The organism is Lysinibacillus sp. 38-6 (assembly GCF_046245175.1).
GTDB lineage: Bacteria > Bacillota > Bacilli > Bacillales_A > Planococcaceae > Lysinibacillus.
This window is the reverse complement of sequence record NZ_CP176417.1, coordinates 2014568-2029128: the sequence shown is the minus strand read 5'-3', so window position 1 is coordinate 2029128 and position 14561 is coordinate 2014568. Positions and strand designations below refer to the sequence as shown.

Here is a 14561-nt window from a genome sequence, read left to right as displayed (position 1 = left end):
GCGTGGCTTTTTGTAATGTAATGTGTGGAGCTTGTATGTGTATATCGGAAACAAGCATATTAGACTACATTTTTAAAACGCATGTAGTCTTTTAGTATTCTCTTATGTATAATTTAGTATATATTTACATAAGAGGAGGATTAGCCGTTGAGAACTCTAATTCCAATAAATATACCTGCTTGGTGGCTAATAATAATGCCCGTTTTATTGATTACCTTAATAGGTATAATTGTATTAATAGTCACCAATATAGTAAACACTAAGTATAAGAATACAGATAATATAGGTGAAGAAAACAAAGGTAAATATTCTAAAGATAAAACTTTAACTAGTTGGATAAAAAAGAAAGATTTATTGTATTGGTTATTAATTATTTGCTTAGGAACAATCAGTCTTTTTACATTTAGATACAAAGATGCAACAGAGGTTGTTAGTCATTGGGGCTTTGCAGGAACAATAGTTTCTATTATTTTGGCAGTAGTGGCTATAGGATTTACTTTGTTTCAAACCCTATCTAGTAACTTATCAAGTGAAAAAATTGCAGTAAGTGCAGACAAGATTGAATCTGCAACAATAAATTTAGATACAGCTACATTGGTTGAGTCTGGGAAGATAATGAAAGATGCGGCAGACTTTTTAAAAAAAGAAATTGAATTTATTAAGAAGGATTTAACAATTATTAAAGACGAGACTAAACATAATAATAGTAAGTGGGAAGAACAAATCAAGGATATAAATCAATCTGTAATCAATACGAGAGAAGAGCTTGTTAAATTGGAAGATTTCCAAAATGAAGTATTCGGTAAATTACCATATTATCCAAAGTTATTTATTTATGCTTTTTTTCAAACTTTACGAAAACAAATTAAAATTGATAGCGAAATGACAAACGAACTTTCGAATATTTTGATTGATTATGAATTTAAGATTTCTGAAGATAATTCAAAAGAAAGAAGAAACTATGAAGAAGGAGCTAATTTAGCATCAATGGCTACTACACATGCACTTATGGATCATCTTGGAATACTTAATGCATTTCAGAAAGAAAGTTCACAAAAACAAGAACAACTATTAGAGTTATGTCGCGCGAATCTTACTGATTTTAAACAATACCTTAAACTAATAGACGAATATTTTGATAAGCTCTAAAGGATTTTGGGAAGATGAAGAATAAAAGGGAAATTACTGTATTGATGAAATTAGAATAAAGGAAGTTCAATAACAATAAGGTTGCATCCTTTGGATGTGACCTTTTGTTATGCAAAAAAAGAAAAAACCACATCTTTGTGATTAACACTAACTAAAAATAAGGGGATGAACAATGGCAGGTATAGGCGAAATTACAGTCAATACAAACTTTGATGACAATATAGGTTAAATCTTGAGAGGTGATAATTTTGGAAAACTTCGAATGCCCTTGTGGTTACACAGGTAATGTAAAGGACGCACTTCACAGAGATAATAAAAAAATGAAGAAAAACCAAATCCGTTCGTATATTCTTTGTCCGCATTGTGGCGGAGAAGAAACCATTTTCGTTGAAGATGAACTTACAGAGAAATATGCACGTGAACAAGAGGTGTTATCGGAAAAATGGCAAAAGCTAAACAAAAAGCGTATTTTACGCATGGAATCACTAAAAGCGAAATACCTAGAATATAAGGAAAAGCAATCGAAGTAAGTAACAACACTTCAAAACGCCTGTAAGTAGGGTGGGAGGTGGTGCAGGTGCAATATGGCTAGAAATAAAAACCGAAATAAAGCGTGGAAATACTACCTGAAAAATAAGGGGAACGTAACGTTAAAAGCACTAGCGGCTAAGTATGGTGTTAGTGAAAGTACTATACGTCGCTGGAAAAAGGAAGACCGTTGGGATGAAGAACAACCGCCAAGTTTGCGTAAGAAAAAATCTATACGTGGGAGTCCCAAAAAAACAGTTGAATATGAATTAATTCCAAGCAACGGTCTAAATGATAGGCAGTTGCTTTTTTGTATGTATTATGTGAAGTATTGGAACGCCACAAAAGCTTATCAGAAAGCGTACCAATGCGATTATATAACCGCTAATCGAAACGCTCATCGAATGATGGTAAATGAGGGTATAAGAAGTGAAATTATGCGCTTGAAAAATCAATTAGCGGATAGTGTACTGTTAGATGCTCGACAAGTGTTGCAAAAGTATATAGATATTGCCTTTGCGGACATGAAGGATTTCGTAGATTTTGGCACAAAAACGTATACAACGAAAGAGCATGTTGGTGAAGATAGCGAAGGGAAACCGATTTATGATGAACAAATGCATGTCTATTCCTTTGTTGATTTGAAAGAAGCGGAAGAAGTGGATGGCACGGTTATTACGGAAGTTAGGAAAGGGAGGGATGGTGTTTCTGTGAAGCTAGCCGATAAGATGGCAGCTCTCGCCATTCTTTCAAAGTGCACGAATTTGTTAAATGATGACCAGTTGAAGCGATTGCGTGAAGAAAAATTGAAGGTAGAAATTAAAGCGACAGAAGCAAAGGTGTGGTAATCATGGCGAAGTATGCAGTATTAAAATCGTTTTATGCCTCTCAAGCATGGACACAACTAAGGCTTCGATTAATCAATGAACGGGGCATAACATGTGAGCATTGCGGACAACGTGTAACGAAAACGAAAGATTTAATAGGCCATCATAAGGTGGAGTTAACGCCAGAGAATGTTCATGACCATCTGATTAGTTTGAATCCTGAATTGATTGAATTGATCTGCTTTGATTGCCATAACAAAGAACATCGGCGTTTTGGTTACCAAGGCGTGAAAAAGGTTTATCTGGTCTATGGTCCACCAATGTCGGGCAAAACAACATATGTTACCCAACACATGCAACGTGGTGACCTTGTAGTTGATATGGATGCATTGTATGCAGCTGTCTCCATGTTACCGACGTATGATAAGCCAGATAACTTATTCAACAATGTTACAGCTATTCATAGCACGCTCATTGATAATATCAAGACACGTTATGGCAAGTGGCATAATGCGTGGGTAATTGGTGGATATGCGGATAAGTACAAACGTGAGCGATTAGCGGAAGAGCTTGGAGCGGAAATCATCTTCTGTGATGTCAGCAAAGAAGAGTGCATAGCGAGATTACAACAAGATGCTGCCAGACAATACAGACAAGCAGATTGGACAAACTACATTGCCAAGTGGTTTGAACAACATACGTAATACCCCCCTATGAATACAAACGATAGTTCCCATGGGGACCGATGGGGGGACACAAATTCCATACACGGTAAAAATTTTGAAATCGGATTGAGAGTGGTTGAGCTGTGACTAAAAATGAGGTATTCACGAAAGAAAAAGAGAAGTTAACTAACATTTTCCTAGAGGTTGAACCAGCGAAGCGGAAGCTTGTTGAGGGATTAATTGACGATGCTGCATTCCTAAAAGCTGAAAATCATCAGTTGAAATTGTTGCTCCGTGAAACAGGGATGATACAAATACATCCGTCACAACGTCATTTGCAAAAGCCAACAGAAGCGGCGAGACAATATTTAAAAAATGTGAACAGCTATGCTGTTATTATAAAAGCGCTCAACGGTGTTCTTGCAAAAGGTATTATTGAGGACGATGATGATCTGAGTGAATTTGAAGATGAATAACGAATACATTTATCCATATCTGGAACACTCTTATTTACTTCAATATATCGCTAAATGTAAAACAGGCGAAATCATCATCGGAAAAGAGCTGATGCTGCAGCTCGATAAATTGTTACATCATTTTGAAGATGGCCATATTAAAATTGACTTCAAAGATGCACACAAAAGAATAAAATTTATTGAAACAAAATGTAAACATTTCGAAGCACCTTTTGCTGGAAAGCCTTTTTTATTAGAGCTTTTTCAAAAGGCGTTTATTGAAGCTATCTATATTTTTAAAGTCTTTGATGATGAGATTGATAGATGGATTCGGTTACATCAAGATGTACTGTATTTAGTGGCTCGTAAAAACGGAAAGACGCCCTTGATTTCAGCTATTTCACTAGCTGAATTTTTTTGTGGAGAAATGGGGACGCGGATTTTATGTTCCAGTAATGACTATGAGCAGGCAGATTTAATGTTTCAAGCCATTAATGCGATGCGAGAAGAAAGTAGATCGCTTGAAAAGGTTACACGTAGCAATATAAAAGGCATTTTCTTTGGAAATCCTAAAAAGCCGAAAAAACGTGGAAAGTTTAGCTATGAAAATAAAGGACACATCAAAAAGATATCGGCAAAGACAGGGGCAAAAGAAGGAAAAAATATTCGAGTTGGCGCTGTGGATGAAGTGCATGAGTTAAAAGATAATATGTCCATTATGCCGATTCGCCAAGCTTTATCAACGCAAGATGATCCGCTGTATATTGAATTAACGACTGAGGGGATTATCAATGATGGCTATTTAGATGAACGCTTACGTGAAGCGAGGAAGGTACTGAATGGTGAACTGGAACGTCCGCGTTGGTTGATTTGGATGTATACGCAAGATAATGAACAAGAGGTATGGCAGGATGAACGATCGTGGTCGAAGTCAAATCCAGGTATAGGAGTTATCAAAAAACGAAGCTTTTTACAAAAAATGATTGAGGAAGCTAAAACAAGCAAGTCCAATCGCGTGTTTGTCTTGTCAAAGGATTTTAATATTAAACAAAATAATGCCACAGCATGGTTAACAACCGACATCATAAAAAATGAAGAGACATTCGATATTGATGCGTTTCGCAATGCCTTTGGTATTGGTGGTGTGGATTTATCCAAAACGGGCGACTTAACCTGTGCAAGAATTATGCTGATGCGTCCAGGTGATCCGAAAAAATATATGCTTAGACGTTACTTTATTCCAGAATCGAAACTCGAAAACTTACCAAAAGAAGAGAAGAAACGATTTGTGGAATGGATTCGAGAAGATCGCATAGAAGTTTCGCCTGGTAATGAAAATGACTTCCGCTTGGTGACAAAGTGGTTTGTGAAAATGTATCGAGATTACGGTATAAGGATTTATAAGACGGGATATGACAACTGGTCTGCTGTTTATTGGGTAAAAGAAATGGAGCAATACGGATTTGATTTAGAACGAGTGAAACAAGATTTTAGTTTGTCCGAGGCGATGAAGCTAGTAGAAAGTGATTTGAAAAGTAAATTAATCGTTTATGACGATGATCCAATCGATCGATGGTGTTTAGAAAATACAGCTTTAAATTTTAATAGCAAAATGGATATTATGCCGGTGAAGGTTGAGCGACAGGACCATAAGAAAATTGATGGTGCCGTCACAATGATTATTGCCTATAAAATTTATATCGATCATCGCGCTGAATTTATGCGGTTATTAGGGAGGTGAGTATGCTGGCTTTGAAAGACTTCTTTAAAAAGTGGATGACTTCTGATGATAGAAGAGAGACGCAACAAGCGAGGATGTTAAATGGCTACGTTCCTATCTTTTCGCAATTTGGACAAGATGTTTTTGCATCGGATGTTGTCCAAATGTGTGTAGATGTCATTGCAACAGAATGTAGTAAGTTGCAGCCTAAACATATACGCATTGATAGCAAAGGCATGCAGCAACTAGTGAGAGGCAGCATTAACAGGCTGTTTAAATTTGCGCCAAATGAACTGATGACAACACGTGATTTTCTAGAGAAAATTATTTGGTTGTTGTACACCAATTATAATGCGTTTATTTATCCTATGTATGTCCTAAAGGATGATGGACGAGGGAATCACACAAGAGAGTATACAGGCTTTTATCCGTTAAATCCTACGGTTGTGACGTTTTTACAAGATAGGACCAATCAACTTTTTATCGAAATGGCGTTTGGAAACGGCGATAAATATATACTACCTTATTCCGATGTCATTCATTTAAGAAAAAAATTTAGCAGCAATGACATTATGGGTGGTGGGGCACTCGGTACACCAGATAATCAAGCTTTACTGAAAGTACTTAGTATTAATGATTCGTTGATGCAGGGTCTTGAAAAGGGAATGAAGGCGAGTCTACAAATACGAGGGATTATTAAAATCAATACAATGTTAGAAACAGAAGATGAAAAGAAAGAACGCGAACGTTTTGAACGAAAAATTTTGGATTCTAAATCTGGAATTTTGCCACTGGACTTAAAGAATGATTATATTCCAATGGAAGTGAATCCTAAATTAATTGATAAGGATACATTAACGTTTTTAGATCAAAAAATTTTACGTCATTATGGTGTTTCCGCGGCTATTCTGTCAGCTGATTTTACCGATGAACAATATCAAGCTTTTTATGAAAAAACATTAGAGACCATCATCATTAGCCTCGGTCAAGCTTTTACAAAAACCATTTTTACACAAAGAGAGCTTGATGTTGGGAACGAGATTGTCTTTTATCAAAAAGAACTAATGTATTTAAGTACAAAAGCGAAAATGGATTTATTGAAGACGGCTGGTGAACAAGGTTTATTAACGGATAATCAAAAACTAGCATTGCTTGGCTATCCTCCAGTTATCGGGGGAGAAAGACGGACGCAGTCGTTAAATTACATTGATGTGAATTTAATCAATGCGTATCAAATGAGTAAGAAAAATGTAGGAACAGAGGGAGGCGATCAGAATGAGCAAGCGTAAATTGCCTACTAGTGCGGAGCCTGTCACTCGAAATTTTAGTTTAAAAGATTTAAGGGCACTTGATGAGGGCAATACAATCGAAGGGCATCCAGCTATCTATGGACAAATGACAAACATCGGTGGATGGTTTCATGAGGTCATTGAACGTGGGGCTTTCGATGAATGTAATTTCGATGATGTGCTATTTAGTGTAAATCATGACCTAAGAAAGATTCCGTTGGCTCGTAGTCGTCGAAATAACGGCAATTCAACGATGTTGTTACAAGTAAGTGAGTCAGGGCTTTATATAAGAGCTAAGCTTGATATCGAAAATAATAGCGAAGCAGGCGCTTTGTATAGCGCTGTGAAACGAGGAGACATCGATGGGATGTCTTTTATTTTTTTCGTGGATCAAGAGAAATGGGAAGACCTAGACAGCGATATGCCGACAAGACGAATTCAAAAGATTAAACGAGTGATGGAAGTAAGTGCGGTCAATTTTCCAGCTTATTCAGGAACAGACATCAATGCTCGTGACCAAGCTGTGCTGGATAGTGCAGCAAAAACATTGGAGAATGCGCGGTCTCAGTTGGATAACTCGAAAAACGAGCGTGCAATATGGCAATTACGAAACCAAATTTTAATGAAAATGGAGGAAAGATAGAATGAAAAAGAAATTACTTGCACTATTAGCTAGAAAAGAAGAAAGAAAAAAACAATTAGGAAAAACGAGTGAAACAACAGAATCTGTTGAGGAATTACGCAGCATTAATACGGAATTAGAAGGATTAAACGCGGAGATTGCCGAGTTGCGGAGCATGGTGGATAAATTGCCTGATGATGATAACGAAGAAAATAATGAGTTGGAGGGACTGGAAGCACGCGAACAACGAAATCCATCGCAAGGACAATTAAATGTATTAGGGACATATGGTATTGGGGGTGGAAATGGTCATGTATCACGTTCATCTGATCCTTACGATACACCTGAATATCGACAAGCATTCATGGAGTATGTGACAAAAGGAATTAAAAATGAACAGTTAGAATTCCGCGCGGATGCTACGACTGGCACCGGAGATATTGGGATTGTTATTCCAACAACTGTATTAAATAAGATTGTTGAAAAAATGAAAGATACGGGGCGTATTTGGGCTAGAGTCACAAAAACAGCTCTTAAAGGTGGGGTAGAAATTCCACTTTCAAATGCGAAACCTGTAGCGACATGGGTAGCTGCAGGAACAATGTCGGACAAGCAGAAGAAAACGGTGGAAGGTAAAATTTCTTTTACTTATCACAAGTTACAATGTCGAGTAGCTGTAGAAATGGTTGCTGATACAGTAGCGATGCCTGTATTTGAAGAAACCGTTGCAGATAATATTTATGAGGCGATGATTATTGCGATTGAAGCGGCAATTATTAACGGTAGTGGTACAGGGCAACCGCTAGGAATCACAAAGGATAAGAGTGTTCCAAAACAACAAATTATTGATGTGACGCCTCAAGCATTTGGTGAATATAGTACTTGGGCTCAGTTGTACGGGAAAATTCCTCGCAGATATCGAAATGGGGCCGTACTAATTATGGCAGATGCCGATTGGAATAAATATATTGTCGGGATGGTCGATACTTTTGGACAGCCTGTTGCACGTGTAGATTATGGTTTAGAAGGTATCCAAACGGAACGATTACTTGGAAAAGAAGTGATTGCGATTGAAGATCATTTACCAAGCATTGATGATGCACAAAAAGGCGATATTGTCGGGATTTTAGTGAAGCTCTCTGATTACATGGTGAATAGTAATATGCAACTATACTATAAACGATATTTCAATGATGATACGGACGAATGGATTAGCAAATCGACATTAATTTGTGATGGAAAATTAGCGGATACCAACGGTGTTGTATTAATTCGTAAGGGCGCAGAAGTGAAGGGAGACAGCTGATTGATAACTGAACAATTAGTAATGGAGTGTAAAAAAGGACTGAATATGTCACTAGAAGCGGATGAATTAATAGATGGTGTGATTAAACAAAAGTTACTAGCAGTGCAAGCATATTTACTTGGTGCTGGTGTGAAAGCAGAACGATTAAATTCAGATTTAGGTATTGGTGTGTTAGTAATTGGTGTAACGGATTTATGGAATTTAAACGCAGGAGAGATCAAATTCTCTCCTGTTTTTCGTACACTTGCAACGCAATTAGCACTAGGAGGGTCTCAAAATGAGACGGAATAGTACGATCTTTTTAGTACCAACACATATCGAGAAAGATCACATTGGGAATGAAAAAGAGTTATTTGGAGAACCAAGAAAAATACTAGCTGACAGGAAATCGGTACGACAGTCCGAATTTTATCAAGCTGCCACAACGGATTTAAAACCCGAAATGGTCTTTACAGTTTGGGCACATGAATATAAAGCGGAAAAATATCTCCGTTATCAAAACCAATTATTTTCCATCATTCGGACTTACGAGAAAAATTTTCGAGAACTTGAATTAGTTTGCGAGGTGAAAATGAATGATAAGAATTAGCGTGGATGAATTAAGTGACACGATTATAAATGAATTAAATACTTTTTCGCAGGAAGTGAGTGAGGGGCTAGAAAAAGCGAAATCAAATATTGCGCGTGAAGGGGCGAAAGAGCTTAGAAACACTAGTCCTAAAAAAACAGGTGAATATGCGAAAGGATGGACGACTGCAAAACAAGGGTCAGCGGTTGTTATTTGCAATCAAAACAAGCCGTCTTTAACCCATTTACTCGAAAACGGCCATGCGAAGCGTAATGGGGGTCGGACGAGCCCACAAGTGCATATCTATCCTGTGGAGCAATCAGCCATTAAAAAATATGAGAAAGAGGTTGAAAGGGTGATCCGTGGTTGATAGGTTTAGAAGAATTATATGGTGCTCTCGATTGTACAGGTTACCCAGTCGCCAATATTGCTTTTGAGGGCAAGGTGTCTGTGCCTTTTATTGTTATTATGCCGGAAGGGTCGGAAAATTTTATGGCGGACAACAAGGTGTATAAAAAATTTGAGGATGTCGAGATCGAACTTTATACAGATAAACGCGATCTAGAAGCGGAAAGCAGTGTTGAAAAGATACTTGATGAATTCAGTATTCCATATCAATCCACTGCTTTTTTTATTGCGGAGGAACACTTATTAAAGACAACTTATTCCATCACAATTAAGGGGGATAAATAAATGGAAGAGAATAAAGTACGCTATGGATTAACCAATGTACACATCGCACCTTTAACAATGAAGGAAGGTAAAATAGAGTATGCCGATTTTAAAAGTATGCCAGGAGCCGTAAACCTTGTATTAAATCCTAAAGGGGAGCAAACACCCTTTCATGCAGACAATAGGACATACCATGTTTTCAACTCGAATCAAGGCTACGATGGAACGCTTGAAATTGCGGAAATTCCGGAATTTTTCTTAACAGAAATTTTAGGTGAACAAAAAATAAACGGTCTGTTAGTTGAGAATATCAATGCAAAAGGCAAATCCTTTGCGATGGCATTTGAATTTGATGGCGATAAAAAAGCGACACGTCATGTCCTTTATAATTGTACAGCTTCACGTCCAACATTAAGTGGGAAAACCAATGCGGATAATATTGAGGCGCAAACGTCTGAATTAACATTTACCGCTGCACCCGGACCAGATGGCACAACCCGTGCAAAATCGACGCTAGAATTACAACCAGAAATTTATAATGCATGGTACACAAAACCTGTTGATCCTATGGCCATCGTTACAAAATCTACAGAAGATACTAAAACTGGATCACAGAAAAAAGCAACAGGACAACAAGAAGCGGATCAACAGACAAAAGATTCACAGGAGAAAGAAGAGACCGAGGAAGCAGCACAATCACAATCTCAAGATTCGTAATGGGAGGAATAAGAGATGGAAGGGACAATACATTTAGGTGAAGTCGAATGGCGCATAAAAGCTAATGCTTTAACACCTTTTCATTATAAAAATCAATTTAACAGTGACATTTTAAAAGATACGCTCAGAGCTATCGGAGATATTGAAGGCATTATGCAGCTGAGTGAGGCTAAGAATGCCAATGATTATAAAAAATTGCAGACACTTATTGATCATTTTGATACTATGACTATCTATCAATTACTATGGTCGTTTGTGAAGACGGCCGATAAGAACGTCAAACCATTTTATGATTGGTTAGAGGAAATCGATTATATGCCAGTGACGGATTTGTTATTAAATGATGATTTCACTCGACTGTTAGTAGGGAATATCCATAGAAAAAAGTAGATGAGACTTCCGTAGAGGTTGACACAGATGATGTGTTAACGACGGAGTCTTTTTTTATGACATGTAAACTAGTAGGTCTCACGCTGCATGATATGGAATATATGACGATTGGTGCGTGCTTAGATTATGCCGTGCAATATTTAGAATTGAAAAATCAAAGCAATACATCTAAAAATGTAGTGGTGAGAAAGGCAACACAAAGTGATTTTGATAATTTTTAAAAGCGGAGAGGATGAGGTGTGAGCAAACGCATAAAGGGTATTATCATTGAGCTAGACGGTGAAACGAGGGGGCTAGATCGAGCATTATCAGCTGTCAATAAACGTTCGAGAGACATTCAAAAAGAATTAAGGGATGTAGAAAAACTCTTAAAATTCAACCCTAAAAATGTAGAGTTGTTAGCTCAAAAAAAGAAATTACTTGCAGAGCAAGTAGAAAATACTCGAAAAAAGTTAAATCAGCTGAAACAGGCGCAAGAACAAGTTACACAAGCGTTCAAAGAAGGTAAGATCAGCGAAGAACAATATCGCGCATTTCAACGTGAGATAGCGGAAACGGAATCCAAGTTAAAGCATTATGAAGGGCAGTTAAAGCGTGTCGATCATACACATCGTTCATTTAGCGAGAAGGTTGCGCAGGCTGGTAAATCAGTAAAAGAATTAGGGCAAAAGATGTCGAATGTCGGCAAAGAGCTAAGTATGAAAGTGACAACACCGTTACTTGCTGTTGGGGGAATCGCAGCAAAAATCGGTACGGATTTTAAAGCGGGTTTATCCGAAGTACAAGCGATTAGCGGCGCGACAGCTGTAGAAGTAGGAAAGTTAGAAGGCAAAGCACGCGAATTAGGTTCTAGTACAAAATTTAGTGCAAAACAGGTAACAGAAGGGTTTAAATTCATGGCACTTGCAGGTTGGGACGTTAAGCAATCGATGGACGGTATCGATGGTGTTCTCGACTTAGCAGCGGCTTCAGGTGAAAATCTTGCAGTAGTATCAGATATTTTAACAGATGCTATTTCTGCATTTGGAGATAAAGCGAGTGATGCCACACGCTATGCGGATGTTTTAGCGGCGACAGCAAGTAACGCCAATACCGATGTTGCTAGATTAGGCGAAGCATTTAAATATATTGCGCCAGTGGCTGGTGCATTTGGATATAGCTTAGAGCATACTTCTGCTGCACTTGGTTTAATGGCGAATGCAGGTGTGAAAGGAAGTGCTGCGGGTACAGCGTTACGAGGGGCGTTAACAAACCTAGCCAAACCAACAAAAGAAATGCAAAAAGCCATGAAGGAATTAGGTATTAGTATAAAAGACAGTAATGGGAAAATGAAGCCTTTAGATGTCCTATTACGTGATATGCGCGGATCTTTCAAAAAGCTGACAGAAGACCAAAAAGCAAGTTATGCAGCGACCATCTTTGGTAAGGAAGCAATGGCTGGTATGCTTGCTGTTTTAAATGCAACGGAGGCTGATTTCAATAAGCTATCTACCGCGATAGGTAATTCCGAGGGGAAAGCGAAGGAAATGGCTGCAGTCATGCAGAACAACCTCGCAGGAAAGCTGACAAATTTAAAATCAGCGTTAGAAGAATTAGCAATTAAGATTTATGATGCGTTGGAGCCAGCACTTACTTGGCTCGTCAACGCAGCACAAAAATTAGTGGATTGGATGAATGGTTTAGATGCAAGTACACAACGTGTAATTGTCGTAATTGCGGGGCTAGTTGCGGCGCTTGGTCCTTTATTAGTGGTAGGGGGTGCACTACTCACATGGTTAGGGATGTTAATGACTGCACTTCCAGCACTACTTCCTATGATTAGTGCAATTGCTGGACCTGTAGGGATTGTCATAGGGGTGGTTACGGCGTTAGGGGCAGCTTATTCGTTAACACGTGAAAAAGCCGATAAGCAGTTAAAGGCGGATAAAGAACTAGCAGATCATAATTTGAAGCTAGCGGAAAGTCATTCAAAAGTTTTAGAAGAAAAAAGCGTGGATATTGATAAGACGAGTGAACTGATAGAGAAGACAATTCAACAAGCTGATACGGTAGACAATCTCACAAATAGTTTTGAAGGGCTATGGGAAAAATCCAAACTTTCTCGTGAGGAGTTTGCGGAATTCCTTGATTTACAAACGGAACTAGAGCATACAACATCACCTAAACGAGTGGAAGAACTTGAAAAGCGAATGGAAGGATTACGAGAGAAATCGGGTCTTTCCAATGAAGAATTTAACGAATTACTAATGAGTAATGCGCGATTGACAGAATTATTCCCACAAGCGGGTGAGGTCGTAGGAGAATACGGTAATCGAATTGCGGATACTACAGGGAAGTTACGCGAGATGACACAAGCTGAATTAGCACGGATGGAAATTGAAGTATATAACAAAATGATTGCCGATTTAGAAGCAGTTAACGCTGAGATTGACCACTATGAAACGTTACTAGGGGATATTGTTGCATTAGAAGAGTCTGTATATGAGAAAAAAGCGCAACAAAAAGATATCCAAAAAGAGATTGCGGATAATGAAGCGCAAATTCTTGAAAACAATGAAAAGTTAGCCGAATTGAAACAACGGATAAAGGAAGGTGGACTAAAGGAATATTTCAATTTAGAAGGGCAAAGAAATGAACTAAAATTGCAAAATGCGCAGCTTGAAACGAAAAATAAGAAAAACAATAAAAATTTAGAAGTACTGAACGCCACGCTATCGACAGAGGAAAAAACATTGGAAGAAAAGAAAAAACAATCCTCTACAACAGGGGAACTCGTAACGAAAAATAGACATAATCTCGATTTCTACAGAGAAATTCTGACAAAAAATCTTGGCATCAATATTGAAAAAGGAAAAGAACTAGAATCACTAGATGCAGCTATCACTAAAAATCAAACAATGATTAGTCAACTGGAAGATAAAATTAAACGTGAAGGAGATAGTAACGGTGAGAAGCAAGAAGGGATTCGAAAACTGCAAGAAGAGAATCAAAAAATCGCCGAAGCTAAAACGAAGTTAGATAGTGTGATTAAAAGTGTTGAAACACAAAATAAAAAATTCGATGATGGTCAACTTAAACTGCAGAAAGTGAATGGTGAGTTTATTAAGGCTAAACAAAACACCGATGACAATATTAAAAAAACTGATATTTGGAACGGCAAGCTCGATAAAAGCCATACAAAAAAAGTAGATATTAAACAAAGTAAAGAACCTGAAAAAGAAAATGAAAAATGGTCCAAACCGATTCGGAAGGTCATTAATATTATTGCCGACAGTGCGAAAAAGATATTTGGCTATGCGGACGGTACAACCTACCATCCGGGTGGAATGGCGTTTATGGGTGAGAAAGGGTATGAATTATTTAGAGCGAACGGTGCATATGGTATCGCTGGCTTTGGTTTATACAATCTTCCGAGAGGTGCAAAAGTATGGACACACGATGAAACGAAACAGATGCTACGCAACGGCTTAATTGATGGTTTAAGTCAAGGCGTAAAAGCAACGCAACAGCAAGTCAATCAAGTGCACCAATTTCATATCCAGCCAGCGCCGATTATCCTAAATGATAAGGTTATCGGCTACGCTACGTTTGACGTCATTAACAAAAAAATGGGGGCTGGGCAGAGTATGAAAAGTTACATGAGGGGGCTATAG

At 38.0% G+C, this 14561-nt stretch carries 17 protein-coding genes; all 17 read left to right on the top strand.

Annotated elements, in window-relative coordinates:
- The first annotated feature begins 147 nt into the window (after positions 1-147).
- The 17 genes from ACKVEV_RS10520 to ACKVEV_RS10440 all read left to right on the top strand — a co-directional run bounded on the left by ACKVEV_RS10520 (position 148) and on the right by ACKVEV_RS10440 (position 14561).
- On the top strand, positions 148-1149 hold the full coding sequence (locus ACKVEV_RS10520) for a hypothetical protein (protein WP_409370321.1): 1002 nt from the start codon (positions 148-150) through the stop codon (positions 1147-1149).
- 248 nt (positions 1150-1397) lie between these two features.
- A complete protein-coding gene (locus ACKVEV_RS10515; protein WP_409370320.1) occupies positions 1398-1679 on the top strand; it encodes a hypothetical protein in 282 nt (93 codons plus the stop codon).
- A gap of 54 nt (positions 1680-1733) precedes the next feature.
- A complete protein-coding gene (locus ACKVEV_RS10510) occupies positions 1734-2525 on the top strand; it encodes a terminase small subunit (protein WP_409370319.1) in 792 nt (263 codons plus the stop codon).
- 2 nt (positions 2526-2527) lie between these two features.
- Positions 2528-3208: an AAA family ATPase gene (locus ACKVEV_RS10505; RefSeq protein WP_409370318.1), complete on the top strand. Its 681-nt coding sequence runs from the start codon at positions 2528-2530 to the stop codon at positions 3206-3208.
- Between the two features lie 104 nt (positions 3209-3312).
- Positions 3313-3645: a hypothetical protein gene (locus ACKVEV_RS10500; protein ID WP_409370317.1), complete on the top strand. Its 333-nt coding sequence runs from the start codon at positions 3313-3315 to the stop codon at positions 3643-3645.
- Positions 3638-5365: a terminase large subunit gene (locus ACKVEV_RS10495; protein ID WP_409370316.1), complete on the top strand. Its 1728-nt coding sequence runs from the start codon at positions 3638-3640 to the stop codon at positions 5363-5365. Before ACKVEV_RS10500 ends, ACKVEV_RS10495 begins: the two co-directional genes overlap by 8 nt.
- A 2-nt stretch (positions 5366-5367) precedes the next feature.
- A complete protein-coding gene (locus tag ACKVEV_RS10490) occupies positions 5368-6633 on the top strand; it encodes a phage portal protein (protein ID WP_409370315.1) in 1266 nt (421 codons plus the stop codon).
- Positions 6620-7276, top strand: coding sequence for an HK97 family phage prohead protease (locus ACKVEV_RS10485; protein ID WP_409370314.1), 657 nt, complete (start codon positions 6620-6622; stop codon positions 7274-7276). Before ACKVEV_RS10490 ends, ACKVEV_RS10485 begins: the two co-directional genes overlap by 14 nt.
- Before the next feature lies 1 nt (position 7277).
- Complete coding sequence (locus tag ACKVEV_RS10480; protein WP_409370313.1) at positions 7278-8561, top strand: phage major capsid protein; 1284 nt, start codon at positions 7278-7280, stop codon at positions 8559-8561.
- On the top strand, positions 8562-8852 hold the full coding sequence (locus ACKVEV_RS10475; RefSeq protein WP_409370312.1) for a hypothetical protein: 291 nt from the start codon (positions 8562-8564) through the stop codon (positions 8850-8852).
- Positions 8839-9150, top strand: coding sequence for a phage head closure protein (locus tag ACKVEV_RS10470; RefSeq protein WP_409370311.1), 312 nt, complete (start codon positions 8839-8841; stop codon positions 9148-9150). Before ACKVEV_RS10475 ends, ACKVEV_RS10470 begins: the two co-directional genes overlap by 14 nt.
- Complete coding sequence (locus ACKVEV_RS10465; RefSeq protein WP_409370310.1) at positions 9137-9499, top strand: HK97 gp10 family phage protein; 363 nt, start codon at positions 9137-9139, stop codon at positions 9497-9499. Before ACKVEV_RS10470 ends, ACKVEV_RS10465 begins: the two co-directional genes overlap by 14 nt.
- Positions 9496-9822, top strand: a complete 327-nt coding sequence (locus ACKVEV_RS10460; RefSeq protein WP_409370309.1) for a hypothetical protein — start codon at positions 9496-9498, stop codon at positions 9820-9822. The genes ACKVEV_RS10465 and ACKVEV_RS10460 overlap by 4 nt, the downstream gene beginning before the upstream one ends.
- The gene (locus tag ACKVEV_RS10455) at positions 9823-10518 is read left to right on the top strand and encodes a major tail protein (RefSeq protein ID WP_409370308.1); all 696 of its coding nucleotides are present in this window, start codon (positions 9823-9825) and stop codon (positions 10516-10518) included.
- Positions 10519-10533: 15 nt separating this feature from the next.
- Positions 10534-10908, top strand: a complete 375-nt coding sequence (locus tag ACKVEV_RS10450) for a hypothetical protein (protein WP_409370307.1) — start codon at positions 10534-10536, stop codon at positions 10906-10908.
- Between the two features lie 56 nt (positions 10909-10964).
- Positions 10965-11129, top strand: coding sequence for a hypothetical protein (locus ACKVEV_RS10445; RefSeq protein WP_409370306.1), 165 nt, complete (start codon positions 10965-10967; stop codon positions 11127-11129).
- Positions 11130-11147: 18 nt separating this feature from the next.
- A complete protein-coding gene (locus ACKVEV_RS10440) occupies positions 11148-14561 on the top strand; it encodes a phage tail tape measure protein (protein ID WP_409370305.1) in 3414 nt (1137 codons plus the stop codon).